The sequence below is a fragment of the Arthrobacter sp. TmT3-37 genome, from assembly GCF_054510835.1.
Genome location: NZ_JBTNDU010000026.1, coordinates 1 through 20,976, shown reverse-complemented (window position 1 = coordinate 20,976; position 20,976 = coordinate 1). Strand labels below are relative to the sequence as shown.

The following is a 20,976-nucleotide window of genomic DNA, read 5'->3' as shown; positions in this document are numbered from 1 at the left end:
CACGCCGGCGGCCTTGGTCCCCGCTTTCGCGGCCCCGGCAGCGACGTCGTCCATCGAGGCAGCTGCAATGCGGGCCAGGGCGGCGACGTCGTCCAAAAGCGCGACGAGACCACCGCTCACAACTCGCCCCTCCACGTGTCGAGGTCGGACGACGGGTCATGGATACGTCGGTCATTGGGCATGATCAACATCCTCGGAGTGTACGGTGGCGGTCGTTCGGCGACGGGGAACGGCGTGCGTTCGAGAACGGCTCTGGTGCGTGGTCGAAACGGATGCCCATTAGATGCAGGTACTCCTTGATGCTGTGGGCAGGGACGTGGAAATTGCCGATGGGAGGCTCTGAGTTCCCGCCGGGTCCCCACTTAGTCGATGGTGCAGGGGGCAGACAGCTCTGGCCCGCGGACCGAATAACCGCTCGTTGAGCACCCGTGTTTCGAATGGATCGCTACCTCCGACGTGTGGTGGAGTGTCCTGGCATGCGCTGCCTCCGCTCGTGACCCGGAATATTACCCGGGCCGTGTTCCAAAGGTGGGATAACCCCTTGGAACAACCTTGTGACCACCCGCGGGTTCAGAGAGCACCCCCAGGTACCTCGATTCACAGGATTCGGGCGAGGAAACCATTCTGGTCCTTCAGCGTGGCCCGGAGGGTAACCTCAGCACACCGGAGGAAGCGTGGGCCGCACTGGCCTCAGGCGAAGCGCATTCACCCGGGACGATTACCTGCGGGCAGGGATGCCGAAGCCGGTGAGTCCGCGTGGTTTGTAAATGGACAGCCCAAGAGCGACACCCAGAACGATGAGGGCCGCGCCGGCGTGGAGGACGGGGGATGCGTTCGGCAGCAACTCCCCCGGTCCGACGGACACGGCGGGGTTGCGGGCGGCGTCGGCCAGAAGGGTGAGTGTCTCCATATAGAGGAGCAGGACCACGGTAGCGAGGACCGTAGTCAGTAGTTTCACGATCACCCAGTAGTGGCGGATGAGCCCCCAGGGGGTGCCGAGCGACTGGATGATCCCTGTGACGAGCGAGGCGATACTCAGGGGCACGAGGGCCAGCCGCCCGATGGTCTCCATCGAGGCGTAGGCGGCGCGCGTCGTCCATTCGTCCTGGGTCGTGGCGGCGGCCATGGCGAGGATGAGGAACGCCGCGACGGCACCAAGCCACCCGACGGACGTGCCCACATGAAGGATGAGGGCCGCCTTGCGCAGGCGCGGGGGCATCACCATCAAGACGAAGGGGCTTGGCTAACACCGGTTGCTGAGTCACCAAGGGCCCCGTGCATCCCGGGGCCGTGCTGGATGCCCAGCGCCTGGGAGATGACCAATGCTGCGGCGATAACCAGGACGATGACGAGAAAAACCTTCACCCAGCGGGGCATCGGCGGGCGAGGCGGACGCCGGTCAGCTTGGGTTCGAGTGTCGACCCGATCGATAGGGGGCCGATCCGATGATTCCGCCATGCATAGTCCTCTCAGCGCAGCAATTAATTGCTCAATACAAACTGTACAGGCGCTGGACAGGTTGTATTAGGTGGAGCGCTTTGTAGGGTGAACACATGGGGAAGTTGTGGAAGGACACCGTGCAGGAACACCGGAGCTCTGTCCGGGAGGCGGTGCTGGATGCGGTGGCACGACTTGTGGGTCAGGGTGGGGTGCCGGCTGTGTCGATGACGAAGGTTGCTGACGTGGCCGGAATCTCCCGGGCGACCCTCTATAAGTACTTCCCGGATGTGGAAGCGTTGCTCGCGGCGTGGCACGAGCGGCAGGTGAATCAGCATCTGGTTCATCTTGATCAGGTGCGCGTTCATGCGGAACGAAGTGGGGACCCGCTTCAGACGCTGACGTCGGTACTTGAGGCGTACGCGGTGATGTTGCAGCAAGCATCCAGGTCGGAGGCGCCCGCGTTCTTGCACCAAGGTCCACATGCTGCCCAGGCGCAGGAGCATCTGCGCGACTTTCTTGAGGCCTTGATTGGAAGCGCCGTAAAAACTGGCGCGCAGGAGGCCGGAGGAGGTATCCGCTCGGACATTGCCCCGCGGGAGCTTGCCCTGTTCAGCCTGCACGCTGTGAATGCGGCCGCAGCCCTGCCCTCTGCCGATGCAGCCCGCAGTCTGGTCGGCGTGATCGTGGACGGCTTGGTACTACGTCCATAGGTACGTCCATAGGTCCGCTTCCGGTGAGCGCTCATAAGGAGCGGACAGCGGCGTGGGGTGTTTTGGGCAGAGAAAAAGCGGCAGGCGCCCCCGTCCAGGGCACCTGCCGCTTCCTCAGTCTATGGAGACGGCGTTCAGGTCAGCGGGTGTTAGCCGTTGACGCGCACGAAGGACGAACCGGCGAGGTCCGACAGGGGGTGCTTGATGGTGAGGTTCGCACCGTTCATGCCGCTGCTGATGACTTCGCCGTTGCCGACGTAGATGCCGATGTGGCCGGGGCGGATGACCAGGTCACCGGGGGCGGGCGTGGAGACGACCGTGCCGTACTGGTAGAACTGTGTCGGGCCGAGGTCCCCTACGTTCAGGCCGATCGAGCGCAGGGCCCGCTCGACGAGGATGGTGCAGTCCTGGATGGAGCCGAGCTGGCCGTAGGCCGAGGCGACCAGGGCCGCACCGACACCGCTTGCCGAGACATCGCCGGCGGGAGCCGACGGCTGGATCGGGGTGATGGCAGCCGAGGCCAGGGAGTAGGTGGGCTGAGCCGCTACAGGAGCAATGGCAGCTGCAGGGGCCGGGGCGGTGTAGGAGGCCTGGGTTGCCGGTGCTGCGGCGGGCACAGCAGCAGGGCTGACGGCGGCCGGGGCCCACGTCGAAGCAGCGGAAGCACCGGAAAGGGTGATCTGCTGGCCCGGGTAGATGACCGAGGCGTAGGACAGGCCGTTCTGCGCCAGGAGCGCGTCGACGCTGATGCCATGCAGGGCGGCGATGCCACCCATGGTGTCACCTGCAACGACGGTGTGGACGCCGGCTGCTGCAGCGGGAGCCGCCGTAACAGGTGCTGCGGTGACGGGAGCCTGAACGGTAGTGCTGGCTGCTTCCTGCGTGTAGGTTCCGGCCTGGGCGGGAGCTCCTACAGCGAAGACGATACCGCCGGTCGCAGCTGCGATGATGGCCGGCTTGCCCAGCGCTACAGCGCCGGTCTTCGCGGAATAGGACAGCCCTTCAAGGGCGATCGAGTGATTGACGGTGGCGCGGTGGCGCGCTGAAGTGATTCGTGACATGCGTCGGTTGCCTCTCCCATGCCTGCGGGGTGAGCTGTCGGGTTCGGATGGGAGTGCACCCGGCCGCTTCATCCCAATGGACGGAAATGAAGCGACTTAACCCCAAGGACCACGCGTAGTGGCCCATACATCTTGGGTCCCCCGTTCCTGCCATACGGATATGAACGGACGTATCCCCGGCAGCGGCAGGACTCGGCATTCTGCCCGGGAGTGTTCCAGCTGGTGCTGTGAACACTCGATGACAATACCCCCCGCTGGTATGAAATGTCACGTTGGGGTAACGAACGCGAGGGAAACGCCGGGCGCGACACGCCGCGCTCCGTGGAAGCGTGGCCAGGGGCAGGCTTTGCGGCAGCCCGCCATGTCAAGGGCGCACCCGCACTCCCGTAGCCTGAGGCACCTTTCCAGAGCGAAACAGGGGATGATGAAGGCGTGAAGAAGATCTCACCTCACCCCTCTTGTTTATATACCCCCAAGGGGTATATATTTTTGTTGTCGAAAGGAACGACGTGACCACCGAAATTGAGGCTCTCGTTCAGCGGGGATACACCGCGGACAAGGACGCCTACCTCCGCAGGCTCAAGCGCATCGAGGGCCAGGTGCGCGGTATCGCCCGCATGGTCGATGAAGACAAATACTGCATCGACATCCTCACCCAGGTCGCGGCTATCAATAAGGCCCTGCACGCGGTGAGCATCGGCTTGCTCGAAGAGCACATTGCGCACTGCGTTGTCGGAGCCGCCCATGAATCCACCCAGTCCGGGGATTCCGCCGCCGTCGACGCGAAGGTCAAGGAAGCGACCGACGCGATCAGCCGACTGCTTCGTTGACGGTCCGCCGGCAGCCCTGCCGGCTCCGGGCAACCCTGCCGGGTGCCAGATCCCATTCCCCCCTTACTGCCGAGAAAGAGAACATCCCATGCAAACGACCATCAACATCACCGGTATGACCTGTGGCCACTGCGTCTCGTCGGTCAAGGAGGAACTCTCCGGCGTGCCCGGGGTCGAGGAGGTCGAGGTGCAGCTCAACGTCGGTGGGGTCTCCACAGCGACGATCACCGCCGACGCGGAGCCCGATCCGACAGTGCTGAGCAAAGCAGTAGAGACCGCCGGTTACACGGTCGTCAACAGCTGACCCTCACCCCACCACAGCCTGCATCCCGAACGGGATCCCCACCGCACCCGTGCAGGGCACAGTCCACCTTAGCGGAGGAGTCGGCACGAGGATCTTCGGGCGCCATTACTGCAATGAACCCCTGGCACCGCCAGGCAAGCGGTAGGACAGGGCCAGCGAAGCAGTACATCCCGACCTCGTCCAGCGGTGCCATCGAGCACCGTGCCTCACCAGAGGCACCTCACCCACAGCACGTCATCGAAGCCACGGCAAGGAACTAGACGCATGAGCACCGACACAGGCGTGGGCACCACCGCCGGACAGATCATCGATCTCGACATCGAGGGCATGACCTGCGCGTCCTGCGTAAGCCGGGTGGAACGTAAGCTCGGGAAAATCGAGGGCGTTCAGGCCTCGGTGAATCTCCCACTCGAGTCCGCGACCGTCACGGTACCCGAGGGCGTGAGCGTCTCCCAGATCATCGACACCGTCAACGCCATCGGCTACAAGGCGACCCTACGCAGCGCCGGCCAACCGGCTCGACCGGCCCCTACCGAAGCCACGGCAACCCGCGTGGCCACCCCTGCAGGTCCTTCGTCTACTGGTGCCGGCGATGACTCTGACGGTGTAGCCGAGCCCGGCCACCGGCTCGGTCCGGGACCGGAGGGGAACGCGCCGTCGGGGCTAGGCGGATTCGCCGAATCACGGGAAACCGTTGACGCCGCCACGTCCGGGGATGACGCGAAAGTCTCAGCCGCGGAGAGAAAAATCAGGTCCCTGAAACGGCGCCTCATCATCGCAGCCGGTTTCACCATCCCGGTAACGATCATCTCGATGCTGCCCGCAACCCAGTTCCCGCACTGGGGGTGGGCTGCCCTTCTCCTTTCCCTGCCCGTGGTCACCTGGGCGGCCTGGCCGTTCCACCGGGCGGCCGCAATCAACGCCCGCCACCTCTCATCCACCATGGACACCCTGGTGTCCATCGGTGTCGCCGCGGCATTCCTGTACTCCACCTGGCAGCTCATCGCTGATCCGATGCTGACCGCCCACACCGGCATGGACATGAGCGCCCACAGCCTCTACTTCGAAGTGGCGGCCGTCGTCACAACCTTCCTGCTGCTGGGCCGGTTCCTGGAAGCCAACGCAAAACAGCGCGCAGGAAACGCGCTCAAAGCACTGCTGAACCTTGGCGCGAAGGAAGCAACCGTCCTGCGCGACGGGGTAGAAGTGAAAGTTCCGACAGCATCCCTGACTCCCGGAGACGTCTTCGTCGTCCGGCCGGGCGAAAAGGTAGCCACCGACGGTTTCGTCATCGAGGGCCGCAGCGCGATCGACACTTCCCTCATCACCGGTGAGTCCGTTCCCACCGAGGTCGGCCCGGATGACACGGTGATCGGCGCGACGATGAACACCAGCGGACGCCTGCTGGTCAAAGCCACCAGGGTCGGCAGCGAGACAACCCTGGCGCAAATGGGACGCCTCGTCAGCGCCGCGCAGAGCGGCAAAGCACCGATCGCCAGGCTCGCTGACCGCATCAGCGCAGTCTTCGTGCCCATCGTTTTGCTCATCGCCGTCCTGACCTTCGTGATGTGGATGGTCCTCACCGGGGATACGGGCTCAGCGTTCACCGCGGCCGTCGCCGTCCTCGTGATCGCCTGCCCGTGCGCCCTTGGCCTGGCAACACCGGTCGGCCTGCTCACCGGAACCGGCCGGGGCGCGCAGCTGGGCATCCTCATCAAGGGGCCCCAGGTCCTGGAGGACACGCGCACCGTAAATACGATCGTGCTCGACAAGACCGGGACCGTCACCGCCGGCAGGCTTTCCGTCACCGCCGTCAGCCCTCTGGGTTCCCTGAGCGAGGACGACGTACTGGCCGTCGCCGGGGCTGTGGAAGCAGCCAGTGAGCACCCCATCGCTGAAGCCATAGCCGCAGCAGCAGCCCGTCAGGGCCGGCTCGCTGCCGTCGAGGACTTCACCAGCGCGGCAGGCGGAGGCGTGCGCGGCACCGTCAACGGCCGCACTGTAGTGGCTGGGACCGCGACCTGGCTGACCGAGAACAACATCACGATCACCGCTGACCACCGCGCTTGCCTGACTTCCCTGCAGCAAGCAGGAGCCACAGTGGTCTGGGTCGCCCTCGACGGGACACCCGAAGGACTGATCAGTCTCTTCGACACCGTCAAGACCGGCTCGGCATCGGCCATCACCCGGTTCAAGGAACTCGGGCTCACGCCCATGCTGCTCACCGGCGACAACCGCGCAGTGGCCGAAAAAGTTGCCGCCGAGGTGGGCATCGCGCCCGAACACGTCATGGCCGAGGTGCTGCCCCACCAGAAAGTCGACGCAGTGAAGAAACTGCAGGACGCCGGAGCGACAGTGGCCATGGCGGGAGACGGCGTCAATGACGCAGCCGCCCTCGCCCAGGCGGACCTGGGCATCGCCATGGGTTCCGGCACGGACGTGGCGATCGAAGCAGCCGACCTAACGGTGATGGGAAGCAGCCTGGAACAGGTCGCCCAAGCCATCGAGCTCTCCCGCAGGACCCTGTCCACGATCAAAACCAATCTGTTCTGGGCGTTCTTCTACAATGCCGTCGGCATCCCCGTCGCCGCCCTGGGTTTACTCAACCCCATGCTGGCCGGCGCGGCCATGGCCGCCAGTTCCGTGCTCGTCGTCGCCAACTCCCTGCGCCTGCGCTCCTTCGGCACCACCCACAACACCACCCATAACACCACCCCCAACACCCCACAGAACACCGCATCAGAGGCTGGACCAAGGGCGACGCAGAGCACCGGAAGCCTCGAGCGATGAACGGGCCAACCCGTATTTCAGCGGTGACACGGCCGAAAATCGGTGTGCTGCTCGTTAGCGCGCTGGGCATTTTCTGGCTCGCCGTCGCCTTCCAGCGCAGCTTCACTTTGCTGGGCGACCCGGACCTCGTGGCGAAGTCGGTGGGGGCCGCATACCTGCTAATACCGCTGATCTGCATATGGGCGCTCACCCACGAGCTCCGGTTCGGCTTCAGGGCACAGGCGATGGCGCGCATCCTCGAACGCGAGGGCGGATTGACCGTCGATGACCTGCCACGCTCCCCTGCTGGCCGGATCGACCGTAAAGCCGCCGATGAACACTTCCAGCAGGCCAAGGCCGCCGCGGAACAGGCACCGGATGACTGGCGCACCTGGTACCGGCTCTCCTGCGCCTACGACACCGCCGGAGACCGCAAACGCGCGCGGCAGGCACTGCGCACGGCAGCAACACTCCACCACGAAACAACCCAGCCTGCCTAACCGAGCCGCATATCCAGCCGCATACCGAGCCGCATACCCAGCTGCACAGTCAGCTGCACTGGCGGTGCCGCGCTTCCCCGCAGCACTTCGTTACCCACCCTGCGAACCTGCGAAACCTGCAGCTATAGAAGCCGGCGCCGTAATTCAGAACTGCCCATGATCATCTCCAGCCGGGTGGCCGACAGATCAGCCGGCTGGGCAGTGTTGATCCTGTGGAGTCGTGAGCTATCCGAGGGTTGCGGCGAGTTCCCGGCACGCTGTTTCGCAGCGCCGGCACGCTTCGGCGCAAATCCGGCAGTGCTCATGCATTCCTGCGTGCTGCTCGCACTCATCCGCGCAGGCCTTGCATGCCACTTCGCAGGCCAGCAGGATCGCGCGGGTGATGTTCGCGTCGTAACCGGTATGCCGTGACAGCACCCGGCCGGTCGTCGTGCAGATATCGGCGCAGTCAGCATTCGTACGAATACATTTGGTGAGTTCGGCGACCATCTCCTCGCTCAGGCACGCATCCGCGCAGGCCGTACAGGTCTGCGCGCACTCGAAACAGGCCGCAATGCACTCGGCGAGCTTTTTCCGGTCAATACCACCAAGGTCCTTCGGATACGTCTCGAGCATAGAAGTGATGTGCGTCATGGAACTTCTCCTTCTTCGTTAGTCGAATTGATACAGACGGAGGTGAATGAGGGGACGTTCTTCGGGCTCACCCCTGCCAGTGACGCTAGCCCCTGGTCCGCCCCGCAAGCGAGCAATACGAGTCGGACGGGAAGAACCAATAAACCCCTTGACATATACCCCCTGGGGGTATAATTTTGGGGTTGTTGGACACGACACCAAGCCGCTCCCGCTGAAGCTGAACTCCCGAAGACTTCACCGCGGGGAGCCCAGTAGGTGCAGATGGCGTCCATCGGCGGTTCCTACATCCTCATGCCCCACTTCCGGAGGTTCTTCTCATGTGCAGCACACCCACTTCCACGTCCTCTCCCCTGACCCTTACCGAGAAAGAGCCTGCCGGTTGTGCCTGCTGCGCCCCACGGGACACTGCCACGCCTGCCCAGCAACCCAACACGGAGGAGACAGTGGCCGACTTCGCGCTCACCGGCCTCACCTGCGGTTCCTGCGCGTCCCGCGTCAGCGGTGCCGTCACTGCCCTCGAGGGAGTCCGCAACGTGCGGATCGACCTCGTACCGGGCGGCACCTCGACGCTCACCGTCATCAGTGCTGAGTCCGTCAATTCGTCAGCTATCACATCGGCAGTGGAGAAAGCCGGCTACCGGCTCCTCACCAGCTGATTCAGCAGGAGGACCCAGCACCATCAGGGCACCCAGGCGGTGCCAGGAGAGGTTTGATCATGACGAACAACGCACACCATCACAATCACCACCAGGGCTCCCCCAGTCCCACCATCACACCCACCGTCACGGAAGCTGCAGTCAACGGCAGCGATGATGCCCACACCACCCACGGCCAGGCCATGCCTCAGGCAGACGCCCACTCCGCTCTCGCCGAAACACAGCACCCCACCGGCCACACCGCCCACGCAGGGCACTCCGATCCCGCCGGGCATTTGGGCGGGGCGGCGGAGGATGATCATCAGGTCCATGCGCATGGGGAGCATGCGGGGCATTCAACGGCGATGTTCAAGAACAAGTTCTGGCTCAGCCTGGTCCTCGCGATCCCCGTGGTCGCGTTCAGCCCGATGTTCACCATGCTCTTCGGGTACATGCCGCCCGAGTTCCCGGGCTCGCCGTGGATCGCCCCGATCCTGGGCACGGTCATCTTCGTCTACGGCGGGGCCCCGTTCCTCAAGGGCGGGGTGACGGAGCTGAGGTCCCGGCAGCCGGGCATGATGCTGCTGATCGCGATGGCGATCAGCGTCGCGTTCATCGCCTCCTGGGTCACTACGCTGCGGATCGGCGAGTTCGACCTGGACTTCTGGTGGGAGCTCGCCCTGCTGGTGGTCATCATGCTGCTGGGTCATTGGATGGAGATGAGGGCCCTCGGCTCGGCCGCCGGGGCCCTCGACGCCCTGGCCGCACTGCTCCCCGACGAAGCCGACAGGGTCACCGGCACTGGAACCAACGCAATAGTCGAAACCGTTCCGGTGAGCTCCCTGGTTACCGGGGACGTGGTCCTCGTGCGTTCCGGCGCCCGGGTGCCCGCGGACGGGCAGATCATCGACGGTGTCGCGGAGTTCGACGAGGCGATGATCACCGGCGAATCCCGCACCGTGTCCCGCACCATCGGTGAGACCGTCGTCGCCGGAACCGTAGCGACCGACAACGCCGTCCGAGTACAGGTCACCGCGGTCGGCGCGGACACCACCCTCGCCGGGATTCAGCGACTGGTCGCGGAAGCGCAAGCCTCCTCCTCGAGGGCGCAGGCCCTCGCCGATAGGGCCGCGGCCCTGCTGTTCTACTTCGCGCTCGGCGCCGGCATCCTGACGTTCATTGCGTGGATGCTCCTCGGCAGCCCGGATGATGCAGTGATCCGCACCGTCACGGTCCTGGTGATCGCCTGCCCACATGCCCTGGGCCTGGCGATTCCGCTGGTGATCGCGATCTCCACCGAACGCGCTGCGAGGGCCGGGGTGCTGATCAAGAACCGCATCGCCCTGGAACGCATGCGCACCATCGACGTCGTCCTGTTCGACAAGACCGGCACCCTCACTGAAGGACGACATGCCGTCACCGCGACCACTACGGTCACCGGTGTCAGCGAGGCCGAGCTCCTGGCCTTGGCGGGGGCCGCAGAGGCCGACAGTGAGCACCCGGTCGCCCGCGCCATCGTCACCGCCGCCCAGACCAACCCGGCAGCGGCGAACCTCGGCTACACGGGCACGGGTTTCAGTTCCATGACCGGGCGCGGTGTGCGGGCCGCTGTGAGCGGCCATGACGTCGCTGTGGGCGGACCGAACATGCTCAAAGAGCTCGGACTCGGCACGCCCGCGGACATCGCCGGGACCGTGCAGGAATGGGTGGGCCGCGGCGCGTCCGTGCTGCATGTCATCCGCGACGGTGCCGTCATCGGTGCGGTCCGGCTCGAGGACAAGGTGCGGGAGGAATCCCGGGCCGCCGTGAAGGCTCTGCAGGACCGTGGGGTGAAGGTCGCGATGATCACCGGGGACGCACGGCAGGTCGCCGACGTCGTCGGTCAGGAGCTCGGCATCGATGAGGTGTTCGCCGACGTCCTGCCGCAGGACAAGGACTCCAAGGTCACCGAACTGCAGTCCCGCGGATTGAGAGTCGCGATGGTCGGCGACGGCGTGAACGACGCCCCAGCCCTCGCCCGGGCCGAGGTCGGCATCGCGATCGGGGCGGGAACGGACGTGGCCATGGAATCCGCCGGCGTCGTCCTGGCCGGAAACGACCCGAGGGCCGTGCTGGCGATGATCGACCTGTCCCGGGCCAGCTACCGAAAGATGATCCAGAACCTCATCTGGGCCACCGGATACAACGTCCTCGCCGTCCCCCTGGCCGCGGGCGTGCTCGCGTTCGCGGGGATCCTGCTCTCACCTGCCGCCGGCGCGGTCCTGATGAGCGTGTCCACGATCGTGGTGGCGCTGAACGCGCAACTGCTGCGCCGGATCGACCTCGACCCGGAACGGATCAGCACCACGGCCTAGCACCCGCCGGTTTCACCGCTACCGGTCCCACCGGTGTCCTCGCCCGCACTCAGCACCCCTGAAAAGCGGCGGACACCGGTGGGAAGGCTGTGGCGACAGGGCTTACCCCGGGCACCACCAGTGCCGGTGGGTCGTTGGGCAGGGAGCGGGTGGAACAGTTGCACCAACGTGCACGGGCTGGCTTCCGGATACTGAAGGACATGCGAGCTGGGCCCCGGCAGGAATCCGCCGCTTGGCCTCATCGGGTGTCGGGCCCCTACTGTTGTTGTGGAGGTCAAACCTGATGCCGGCCCTGAGGGTGTACCCCGCCTGGGTATTATTTTGAGTTGAAGGATGGCTGAAGGATGAGGGGAGGGACGAACACACAGTGAAAGATTTGCTGCTCACCGTTCCTCAATTCCAGCGATCCTCCGCAACTGGAACCCTCGTGTCCTTGACATGGACCCTGCGGCTTCTGACTCTTTTGGTCGGGGTACTGGCGATGCACCTATGGATCAGCCCGAGCATCGGTGAGCCAGCAGGCAGCACGGCTTCCACCCATACTGCTCCCGCTCACACCGTCGCTTCTGCACCCACCGCTTCGGAAGCCTCCGGGACCCTCGTGACGACCGAAACAGCCGCTCCGGATGCAGATATGCAAGCAGGCTCAGCAGTAGGTGCAGCAGTGATGGTCGGTTCCGCTGCGGATGGCCATGGCTCTGCCGACGGCTCCCTGTGTGAGCTCACCTGCCCGAACGGGCACTCCATGGTGGACGCCATGTGCATGATCGCACTGCTGATCATTGGTCTCGCAGGTTTCCTGGGGCTTCGTTCCGCGCTCCTACGAGGCACCCTGATCCGCCGCGGCCCCCCATCACTGGCTTTCTTTCCTCCTTTCAGAGCGCAAACAGTTTCCTTGGTTCAGCTCTCGATCAGTCGCACATAAACACTGGGAGGCCCCTTCGCGGCTTCCTCCTGTTCCCGCCTCACACGCCTGTGCACTTGTCGGCACTGTCATAGCCGGGCTCTCGCCTCAACACCATCCAGGTACCGCCTTTCCATCGGTACCGCCTCCCGCTCAGAACGAACCCTGCGCACGGACGGTATGAGTGGTGCCAGAGGACGCACAAAAGTAGCCGTCGTCGTGGGAACACCGACCGATCATTTCTTTCCTGAACCCGTGTATTCACATACCGAAGGACTGTTCTCATGAAGCACCGTTTCGCATCACTTACCGCCCTGTCCGCGGCCGCCCTCATCACCCTGTCCGCCTGTGGTTCATCCTCGGGCGGGAGCATGGAGGGCATGGACATGGGCGAAGAAAGCTCCGCTGCGGCGGAGGCCACCCCGAGTGCCTCTGCGGGGGCCACCTCAGAAGCAACCTCCACCGCATCCGCCGAGGACATGGCCGAGCACAACGACGCGGATGTGATGTTCGCGCAGATGATGTTGCCCCACCACCGGCAGGCCGTGGAGATGAGCAACATGCTCCTCGAGAAGGAGGGTATCGACCCGGCTGTGACCGACCTCGCGACCCGCATCGCTGCCGCCCAGGAACCTGAGATCGAGCAGCTCACCACCTGGCTGGAAGCCTGGGGTGAGCCCGAGGAGCCCGAGGGCGGCGTGGAAGGCCACGACATGGGTTCCATGGGCGAGGGGGAATCCATGGAGGGCATGGGGTCGATGGAGGGCATGATGAGCGACGAGGACATGGCGGCGCTTGGCACTGCTGAAGGCGTTGAAGCCGAAACCCTGTTCCTGGAGTCGATGATCGCCCACCACCGCGGGGCTGTGCAGATGGCCCAGCAGGAAATCGAGGACGGCATGTTCCCCGAGGCGATCGAGATGGCCGAGACCATCGTGGAAACCCAGCAGGCAGAGATCGAGGAGATGACAGCACTGCTCGAGCAGCGCTGACACCACACCCCTCATCACTGAGGCCCGGCAACTCGGCTGATTGACCAGCTGCTCGCTGATACCTCGATCGCCGGAGCCTGAACCGGGGCCCGCTGCCACCACCATGGCGGCGGGTCCCGGCAGCCCGGCCAATGACATCTCCAAGCTGCTTCACTCCGCGGCCCCTTTTCGAGGCCCACGCTTCCTGACCTGAAATCACTCCCCCACCTCTCGAGCGGGACACCCAGCCATCCTCACGGGCATTCCTGCCCGTCGCGTGCTGCCCGCGCCCTACGCATTCCCCTGGAACACCCCGGCCAGCCCGGTATACCCGACAAACACCGAGTACACCGAGCACCGACGGCAGCACCAGCAGGGACGCACCCTTTGATCGGATACATCACCCCATGACTTCCCCCACTGCTTCTCCCACTCCGTCCTCCGCTGCTTCCTCGCCTGCTTTCCTTGCTGCGGGACGTGTGCCCCGTGCCTGGCGCCGGCGCGCCCTGGTCGGGGTCTCCCTCGCCCTGACGTTGGGGACTGTGGCGTGCACGTCATCGACCGATTCAACAGCCGGCTCGGCAGCCGGCTCAGCGGTCGGCGATGACGGTGCAGGGTCGGCCGCATCGGCCCAGCCGTATCCCTCCCACGTCCATGGGCTGGCGGTGGACCCTGATACGCAATCGGTGCTGATCGCCTCTCACGAGGGCCTTTTCACGGTCAACGGTGAGTCCGCCGAACCCATGGGGCAGACGATTGATCTGATGGGCTTCACCGTCGGTAGCGACGGAACCTACTTCGCTTCCGGCCACCCGGGTCCCGGCGTCGATCTGCCTAACCCAGTGGGACTGATCAGCTCCACCGATGGGCTCACCTGGTCGCAGGTTGCCCGTGGTGGCGAGTCTGACTTCCATACCCTGACCACCACCTACCAGGGGATCATCGGGTTCGACGGCACCCTGCGGGTCAGCAAGGACGGCAGCTCCTGGACCGACGCGACCACGCAGATCAGCCCCTACACCCTGGCCGGGAACCCTGCCACGGAGCTCGCGGTCGCGACGACCGAAGATGGTATTTACCGGTCCGAGGATGCAGGAAAGACCTGGACGAAGGAACCAGATGCCCCGGTCGTCCTGGTAGCCGCCGTCACCGACGGCTCGGACCTCATCGGCGTGCTTCCCGCCGGTGACGTCCTGACCAGCACAGATGCCGGCATCACCTGGGAGCAGGCCGGGAAAGTTTCTGCGCAGCCCTCAGCGGTCACCACGAAACGGACGACCAACGGCATGGAAGTCTGGGTAACGACGGAGAACGGATTGGAGAAGTCAGTCGACAACGGCATGACCTTCACCACCGTCATCGATGCTGGCGGCGCCTGACACGTGCTGCCTCAAACCCACCTCACCAACCACCCGTACCACCACCAGGCCAATCACCCGGCTAACTCCTCGACCAGTGATGTGGTGGGTGATCTGCAGGTGGAAGTGGCCACCGGCACGAGCGGAGAACCTGGTCCGAGCACCGACGTAGTTGCGGACAGGACAACGGGCATCAAGACGGGCGTGACGATGGACGGCGGGCATACGCCCCTCAGCTCGGGGAGACTGCCATGACCGTTGGTGAGTTCTTCGCCGACACTGTTCAGTCCGGGGCCCTGCTCGCGGCGATTCCGCTGGCGATGACAGCCGGGATCGTGTCCTTCCTCTCCCCGTGCATCCTGCCGCTGGTCCCCGGGTACCTCGGCTACGTCTCAGGGCTCACCGAACCGGGACGGCCGGACAACCGCAGACGGGTACTAACCGGGGTGGCTCTGTTCATCCTCGGATTCGCGCTCGTGTTCACCCTGTACGGGGCGGCGTTCGGAGTCATGGGATCCTGGCTGCTGCGCTGGCAGGACCCACTCATCCGGGTCCTGGGCCTGTTCGTGATCGTGATGGGCCTGGCCCTCGTTGGCAGGGTCTCGTTCCTCCAGCGGACAGCGAAAATCACGTGGCGCCCGAAAACAGGGGTCGCCGGAGCACCCCTGCTGGGTGTCGTTTTCGGTCTCGGCTGGACACCGTGCATGGGTCCGACCCTCAGCGCTGTCCTGGCGCTGAGCACCACGACGGGCACCGCGTGGCGGGGAGCTGTCCTGGGATTCGTGTACTGCCTCGGTCTCGGGATCCCCTTCGTCCTCGTCGCCCTGGGAGTCCAATGGGTCACGACCGCCTTGGCCTTCGTCCGCCGCCACATCCGTGTCTTCAACATCATCGGCGGGTCCCTACTGATTCTCGTCGGAGCGCTCATGGTCACCGGTGTGTGGATGCTGTGGATCTACCAACTGCAGAACCTTGCCGGCACTTTCCTCACCCCCATCTAAGGACACCGCCGGCGCGCCGGGCCGTCCACTCCCGTACCTCTACAACCGGAGGGAACCTTCGTGAAATACCACCCCCACCCGACCATACTGTCGGTCGTACCTCGCCCGGCACGGGCCACCGTGTGGTCCCGTCGCGCCGCGGCGATGCTGGTCGCTTCCTGCCTCGTTCTCGCCGGCTGCGCAACAGCCAACGATGATCTCGCCGACCAGGCCCGCGCCGGCGATAACAAGAACTACATCGCCGGGGACGGGTCAGTGGCCGAATACGCGCCGGAGGAGCGCAGCGAACCCTTGGACGTGCAGGGAACCCTGTTCGACGGGACTCCGGTCACCTCCGGTGACTGGAGCGGAGACGTCGTCGTTCTGAACGTCTGGTACGCGGCCTGCGCCCCGTGCCGAGTGGAAGCGCCTTCCCTCCAGCAACTCAGTGAACGATTCACCCCCGATGGTGTGCGCTTCTATGGGGTGAACGTCCGCGATGAGAAGCCGACCGCGGAAGCATTCGAGCGGACCTTCGGCATCACCTACCCGAGTTTCGAGGACCGCAACGGAAAGCTGCTGCTCCAGCTCACCGACTACGTACCACCCCAGGCCGTCCCCACCACCCTCGTCTTGGACCGGCAGGGCAGAGTCGCAGCACGGATCCTCGGCGTCGCCGACGAAACGACCCTGCGCACCCTGATCAGCGACGCCCTTAACACCCCCACAGCCACCGCTAGCACCACCGCCAAAACCAACGCCCTCTCCCACACACCAGCAACAACGGTCATAGGGCTTAGGGCAGGGATGTCATTCGTGCGCGGGGTCGATGAGCAGCAGGACCGGAACCATGTCAGCTGACACGAAGCCCGACGCGGGACAGGGCCGCCGTCCCGTCCCCCGTCAGAAGGGCGGACCGGCAAAGGACGATGTCCGGGTGTCCGCTCTCGGGCCGGTGGAGATGCTTCGTTGGGTGTGGCGGCAGCTGACCAGCATGCGCACTGCACTGCAGCTCCTGCTCCTGCTCGCGGTTGCTGCCGTGCCAGGGTCCTTGTTCCCGCAGCGTCCCGCGAACCCGGCGGTCGTGACCCAGTACCTGCAGGACAACCCTGATACCGGTCCTTGGTTGGACAGGTTCCAGCTCTTCGACGTTTTCTCCTCCGTCTGGTTCTCCGCGATCTACCTGCTGCTGTTCACATCGCTCATCGGTTGCGTCATTCCGCGCACCAGAGTGTATTTGAACGCGTTACGGGCAACACCGCCCCGCACACCGCGACGACTCTCCCGCCTTCCCCAGCACGGCACACTCACCCTGCCAAACCGCCCCGCCCCGGTCCCGGATCCGGTTTCTGGTCCAGGCCTGGATTCGGCCGGCCAGCCTCCCTCTGTTGCACATCGCAGCCTCACTGCCACGGTCACAGAGGCGGCCGCGATTCTTCGCAAGCTCGGGTACCGGGTCGACGTGCGGGATACGGACACCGGCCGGCCCTCCGTCGGGGCCGAGCGGGGATTCCTGAAAGAAGCAGGGAACCTGTTGTTCCACACAGCCCTGATCGGGGTGCTGGTAGCCGTCGCAGTCGGCGGGATGTTCGGGTACCGGGGGCAGAAACTCATCGTGGAGGGTGAAGGATTCACCAACGCCCTGATCGGCTACGACTCCTTCACCCCCGGAACAAATTTCAACGAGGACACCCTGGCACCCTTCGCCCTCACCCTCGAGGACTTCGATGTCACCTTCAACCGGGACGACCCAGCCACCTACGGGCAGCCACTGGACTTCACCGCCACCATGACTGTGCAGGAGAACCCCGATTCCGCCCTGGTCCGGCAGGAGCTGAAAGTCAACGCGCCGATCGGCATGGACGGAACCAACGTCTACCTCGTCGGAAACGGTTACGCGCCGGTCATCACCGTGCGTGACGGCGACGGCAACATCGCGTTCTCCGGGCCCGTACCCGCCCAGCCCACGGACTCGGCCTACACCTCGACCATCGTCATCAAAGCCCCCGACGCGCAACCCGACCAGCTCGGGTTCGTCGGGTTCTTCCTGCCCACCGCCGTCGTCGACGACACGGGGCTTGCCTTCGGCTCGGATCCCGACCCGTTCAACCCCCGGCTGAACCTGAACTCCTACTACGGCAACCTCGGCCTCGATGACGGCACCCCCAGATCCGTGTATCAGCTCGACACCACCGAGCTGACGCAACTCAACGGACGGGACCTGGACGCAGGCGGCATCGTCCTGGAACCGGAGCAGACCTACGAACTGCCCGACGGACGAGGGTCCATCACCTTCGACAGCCTCAAACGCTTCGTCGCACTGGACATCACCTACGATCCAGGCAAGATCGGGGCCCTCGTGTTCTCCACCCTGGCCCTGACCGGACTCATCCTTTCCCTCATTACTCCACGCCGCCGCGCCTGGATCGCCGCGTCCACCTCGACGGACGGGAACACGGTCATGGAATACGGGCTCCTCGCCCGGGGGGAAGACCCCGGACTCGGCAAGGAAGCAAACAGGATCCGCACCTACCTGCAACACCACTTCCAGCAGCAGTCCGGGCACCAGGAGTTTCCCGAGACCCCGCACAGCACGACCCCACCGGCCCCTATCCCCGACACCACCGAAAACACCACCCCCAGCACTGTCACCAGCACTGTCACCAGCACTGTCACCAGCAGTTCCACCCGACCATCGGATCAGTCATGAACCCCGCACCGCCGGATACCTACATTCCCTCCCCCACGATCAGCGCCCTCCAGTTCGGACCCATCACCCTGAACTTCTATGCGCTGTGCATCCTCGCCGGGATTGTCACCGCGGTGTGGCTGACCGGACGCCGCCTCGACGCCCGAGGCGGCCAGCCCGGCCAGGTCCTCGACGTCGTGATGTGGGCGGTTCCGTTCGGCATCATCGGTGGCCGGCTCTACCACGTGATCACCGACTATCAGCTCTACTTCGGGCCAGGGAAGGACCCTGTCGACGCGCTGAGGATCTGGGAAGGCGGCCTGGGCATCTGGGGAGCCATCGCTCTCGGTGCCCTCGGCGCGTACATCGGCTGCCGCCGCAACAACGTCACCTTCCTCGCGTTCGCCGATGCCGCCGCCCCGGCAGTTCTCATCGCCCAGGCCCTGGGCCGGTGGGGCAACTGGTTCAACAACGAACTCTACGGGGATCCCTCCACCGCACCCTGGGCCCTGCAGATCCACGCCATGGACGCCGGCACCGGACGGGCACAGCTCAACCCCGACGGAACGCCGGTCGTCCTGGGATACTTCGACCCGACCTTCTTGTACGAGTCACTGTGGTGCCTGATCGCAGCAGCCCTGATCCTGATCCTGGATCGGAGAACCACCCTTGGCGCCGGTTCCGTCCTCGCCCTGTACGTCGCCCTCTACACCGCCGGCAGGTTCTTCTTCGAACTCATGCGCTCCGACTACGCCAACACCATCCTCGGACTGCGCATCAACACCTGGGTCTCAGCGATCCTCTTCCTCGCCGCGACCACCCTCTTCCTCATGCGCAGAAACCGCCCCCGATCAGCCACACACTCCACGGAACTCCAGGACCCACCGCAACACCCCGAAATACCTCCCACCCAGCAAGCCGACATCACCGGCCCCAGCACCCGCTAACAACCACTCACCCGACGGGACCCACCTCATGCAACAACCCCACGAACCAGGGGCAATCATTCCCCCATCCGACCCGCCGGCTGCCGCACCGCCGGCACACCCATCCCCTGGTGGACGTACCCCTCCCCCGGTCCCTACCCCGGAAAGTACCCTCACCGCCGATGGGTTGTCGGCAGCAGATGAACCGGTCCTGTGGAAGGAACGCCTGTACCCGAACTTCTGGGTGTGGCTGATCATTGTCGGCCTGGCCTTCGTCCCGGCGGTCGTTTTCGCTCCCATCGACATGACTATCGGGGTCATGGCATCCGTCATCACCCTGATCTTCCTCGTGATCATGATGGTGACGTCCATTCCCACCATCGTGGTGACCCGCTCCGTGCTGCAGGTCGGCCGTGCCCGGATTGACCGGATGTATGTCGGCACAGCGGAGGCCTTCATCAAGGAAGAAGCCACCGCCCAACGGGGAACGGGCCTGCACGGGTTGACCTACCTCTGTATCAGGGGATGGATCGACGCCGTCGTGAAAATCGAGATCACCGACAAGGAAGACCCCGCACCGTACTGGCTGGTGTCCTCCAGGCACCCCGATGAACTTGCCGAACTCCTCACCGCCCGGACACCACGGCCGTGATCGACAGGGAATGCCTCGACCGAGTGGAAGGTCATTAGGACATGGGATCAAACAAGCGCAAATCAACTCAGTCACGAGCAGCGAAGCAGCGCTACGTGGCAGCACAACACGCCGAAATTGAACGACAATACCGACGAAAGCAACAGCGCAAAGCCCTCATCCTCGGCGTGATCCTTCTAATCTTTGCCGCCGTCACCGCCCTGACGACGTTCATCCTCGTTACCTGACGGTCATTGAAATGAGCAACACCCTTCATCTGGCACTGGCACTGGCACTGGCACTGGTCAGGGGGCGGGGCAGAGGGCCTTTCCTGGTGTTGCGTCTCATCTGGGGCGACACCTGCATGACTCATCTACTTACATGAGTAATTGGGTCAGGCCGAGTACAAGCCCTCCGGTGCTCGGACGATGGGTAGTGGTTTGTTCGCGGGCTTGTGCTCCATTGCCGTGCAGCCCTGGAAGGGGCCGGTGCCCGAGAAGAGGGCGGCCATGGTGGGGTCGGCGTAGTTGTTCCACCAGTTCGCCAATCCGGTTGTCGGGTCGAGGCGTAAGGCTTCCCAGGCGCGCCAGAGGGCGTTGAGCCGGTTGACGGCTTCCTTGTGTCGCCACCAGCTGGCGCACCAGGTGAACTCCGCACGTCCATGAGACACCACGGGCCGCTGATACTGGTGCACCAGGAACTCGGTCACGAACTCCTCGAGGTTGTCGAAAACCATTTCGGGAGCAGGCTGCGCGGTCCGCTGAGTTGGGCGGGCGCTATCGGTCTCGGGTTCCTCGCCGGGGAACACATCATCGGCAGAGTCGTCGGCCCCGAAGGGCGCATGTAGATCCACTTCTCTACTCCTTAACCATTGCCAACCACCGGTTACCGCCGGCAGCGACAACCGGGTTGGGAGGAACCTCGGCAGTGGCTTCCACCACCGGAGGTCTCGCTGCAGCGGATGCAGAGGCGACCCGTGTGTCATTGTGAGCGGCTTCGGACGCCGCAACCTTGTCCGCGTAGGGGCGGTCGCTGACAGGGACTGTGCGCAGCAGGACGGCCCGGGAGCCGGAGCCGAGCATGATGGCCCGGCCCTTGGGCATCGCGGCGAGGTCCGCGACGGAGAGGATGTCGTCGGTGGAGTCCTGGCGGCTCGTGGAGCGGCTGTCCTTCTGCCTCGACGTCGATACCGACGTGTACCGGTACTGGCCGATCAGGTCGGAGAGCATCTTCAGGAAGCCCTCTTCCTTCACGTTGCCGCCGTAGGTGAAGACGTGGGCG

Annotated in this window: 21 protein-coding genes and 1 riboswitch; of the genes, 15 read left to right on the top strand and 6 right to left on the bottom strand. The window is 64.8% G+C overall.

Translation table 11 applies throughout. The features are described 5' to 3' along the window. Together ACX80U_RS18905 and ACX80U_RS18900 are read right to left on the bottom strand one after the other, a co-directional pair. The coding region (locus tag ACX80U_RS18905) for a DUF808 family protein (protein ID WP_459269515.1) at nt 1–120 on the bottom strand (120 nt) is incomplete at its 3' end. Between the two features lie 598 nt (nt 121–718). Then, nucleotides 719–1,219 carry a DUF2269 domain-containing protein gene (locus ACX80U_RS18900; protein ID WP_459269512.1) on the bottom strand — a complete coding sequence of 167 codons (501 nt, stop codon included), beginning with the start codon at nt 1,217–1,219 and terminating at the stop codon, nt 719–721. 334 nt (nt 1,220–1,553) lie between these two features. Here ACX80U_RS18900 and ACX80U_RS18895 point away from each other — a divergent pair, with 334 nt between their 5' ends. Then, the gene (locus ACX80U_RS18895) at nt 1,554–2,150 is read left to right on the top strand and encodes a TetR/AcrR family transcriptional regulator (RefSeq protein WP_104118464.1); all 597 of its coding nucleotides are present in this window, start codon (nt 1,554–1,556) and stop codon (nt 2,148–2,150) included. A 149-nt stretch (nt 2,151–2,299) separates the two neighbouring features. Here the strand turns inward: ACX80U_RS18895 and ACX80U_RS18890 are convergent, their stop codons facing one another. Then, the gene (locus tag ACX80U_RS18890) at nt 2,300–3,211 is read right to left on the bottom strand and encodes a C40 family peptidase (RefSeq protein ID WP_104118463.1); all 912 of its coding nucleotides are present in this window, start codon (nt 3,209–3,211) and stop codon (nt 2,300–2,302) included. A gap of 6 nt (nt 3,212–3,217) precedes the next feature. Further along, nucleotides 3,218–3,385, bottom strand: a riboswitch (cyclic di-AMP (ydaO/yuaA leader). 335 nt (nt 3,386–3,720) lie between these two features. Between ACX80U_RS18890 and ACX80U_RS18885 the strand changes: the two genes are divergently transcribed. The 4 genes from ACX80U_RS18885 to ACX80U_RS18870 all read left to right on the top strand — a co-directional run bounded on the left by ACX80U_RS18885 (nt 3,721) and on the right by ACX80U_RS18870 (nt 7,614). Beyond that, entirely contained in the window at nt 3,721–4,041 is a 321-nt protein-coding gene (locus ACX80U_RS18885; RefSeq protein ID WP_308662875.1) for a metal-sensitive transcriptional regulator, read from the top strand. 88 nt (nt 4,042–4,129) lie between these two features. Then, nucleotides 4,130–4,345 (top strand): heavy-metal-associated domain-containing protein, encoded by a 216-nt coding sequence (locus ACX80U_RS18880; protein WP_104118462.1) that lies wholly within the window; start codon nt 4,130–4,132, stop codon nt 4,343–4,345. Between the two features lie 264 nt (nt 4,346–4,609). Continuing rightward, entirely contained in the window at nt 4,610–7,135 is a 2,526-nt protein-coding gene (locus ACX80U_RS18875; RefSeq protein WP_104118461.1) for a heavy metal translocating P-type ATPase, read from the top strand. Continuing rightward, on the top strand, nt 7,132–7,614 hold the full coding sequence (locus ACX80U_RS18870; RefSeq protein ID WP_104118460.1) for a hypothetical protein: 483 nt from the start codon (nt 7,132–7,134) through the stop codon (nt 7,612–7,614). Before ACX80U_RS18875 ends, ACX80U_RS18870 begins: the two co-directional genes overlap by 4 nt. Nucleotides 7,615–7,839: 225 nt before the next feature. On the opposite strand, the gene ACX80U_RS18865 is transcribed toward ACX80U_RS18870, so the two are convergent. After that, entirely contained in the window at nt 7,840–8,247 is a 408-nt protein-coding gene (locus ACX80U_RS18865; RefSeq protein ID WP_104118459.1) for a four-helix bundle copper-binding protein, read from the bottom strand. Nucleotides 8,248–8,690: 443 nt separating this feature from the next. Between ACX80U_RS18865 and ACX80U_RS18860 the strand changes: the two genes are divergently transcribed. The 10 genes from ACX80U_RS18860 (at nt 8,691) to ACX80U_RS18815 (ending at nt 19,943) form a co-directional block, all read left to right on the top strand. Further along, on the top strand, nt 8,691–8,903 hold the full coding sequence (locus ACX80U_RS18860; protein WP_181036466.1) for a heavy-metal-associated domain-containing protein: 213 nt from the start codon (nt 8,691–8,693) through the stop codon (nt 8,901–8,903). Between the two features lie 182 nt (nt 8,904–9,085). Next, nucleotides 9,086–11,236 (top strand): copper-translocating P-type ATPase, encoded by a 2,151-nt coding sequence (locus ACX80U_RS18855; protein WP_459269514.1) that lies wholly within the window; start codon nt 9,086–9,088, stop codon nt 11,234–11,236. Between the two features lie 1,188 nt (nt 11,237–12,424). Continuing rightward, nucleotides 12,425–13,132, top strand: a complete 708-nt coding sequence (locus ACX80U_RS18850; protein WP_104118456.1) for a DUF305 domain-containing protein — start codon at nt 12,425–12,427, stop codon at nt 13,130–13,132. 386 nt (nt 13,133–13,518) lie between these two features. Further along, nucleotides 13,519–14,490 carry a F510_1955 family glycosylhydrolase gene (locus ACX80U_RS18845; RefSeq protein ID WP_146070898.1) on the top strand — a complete coding sequence of 324 codons (972 nt, stop codon included), beginning with the start codon at nt 13,519–13,521 and terminating at the stop codon, nt 14,488–14,490. Between the two features lie 230 nt (nt 14,491–14,720). Continuing rightward, nucleotides 14,721–15,470 carry a cytochrome c biogenesis CcdA family protein gene (locus ACX80U_RS18840; RefSeq protein WP_104118454.1) on the top strand — a complete coding sequence of 250 codons (750 nt, stop codon included), beginning with the start codon at nt 14,721–14,723 and terminating at the stop codon, nt 15,468–15,470. A 60-nt stretch (nt 15,471–15,530) separates the two neighbouring features. Beyond that, nucleotides 15,531–16,310, top strand: a complete 780-nt coding sequence (locus tag ACX80U_RS18835) for a TlpA family protein disulfide reductase (protein ID WP_308662871.1) — start codon at nt 15,531–15,533, stop codon at nt 16,308–16,310. Between the two features lie 100 nt (nt 16,311–16,410). Then, nucleotides 16,411–18,159, top strand: coding sequence for a cytochrome c biogenesis protein ResB (gene resB / locus ACX80U_RS18830; protein ID WP_459269513.1), 1,749 nt, complete (start codon nt 16,411–16,413; stop codon nt 18,157–18,159). Next, on the top strand, nt 18,156–19,085 hold the full coding sequence (gene lgt, locus ACX80U_RS18825; RefSeq protein WP_104118453.1) for a prolipoprotein diacylglyceryl transferase: 930 nt from the start codon (nt 18,156–18,158) through the stop codon (nt 19,083–19,085). Before resB ends, lgt begins: the two co-directional genes overlap by 4 nt. A gap of 166 nt (nt 19,086–19,251) precedes the next feature. Next, nucleotides 19,252–19,716: a DUF3093 domain-containing protein gene (locus ACX80U_RS18820; RefSeq protein WP_258059118.1), complete on the top strand. Its 465-nt coding sequence runs from the start codon at nt 19,252–19,254 to the stop codon at nt 19,714–19,716. 41 nt (nt 19,717–19,757) lie between these two features. Further along, nucleotides 19,758–19,943, top strand: coding sequence for a hypothetical protein (locus ACX80U_RS18815; RefSeq protein WP_133083213.1), 186 nt, complete (start codon nt 19,758–19,760; stop codon nt 19,941–19,943). Nucleotides 19,944–20,089: 146 nt separating this feature from the next. Here the strand turns inward: ACX80U_RS18815 and ACX80U_RS18810 are convergent, their stop codons facing one another. Together ACX80U_RS18810 and ACX80U_RS18805 are read right to left on the bottom strand one after the other, a co-directional pair. After that, a complete protein-coding gene (locus tag ACX80U_RS18810) occupies nt 20,090–20,431 on the bottom strand; it encodes a DUF4913 domain-containing protein (protein WP_104118476.1) in 342 nt (113 codons plus the stop codon). A gap of 121 nt (nt 20,432–20,552) precedes the next feature. Next, the coding region (locus ACX80U_RS18805) for a TraM recognition domain-containing protein (protein WP_459269511.1) at nt 20,553–20,976 on the bottom strand (424 nt) is incomplete at its 5' end.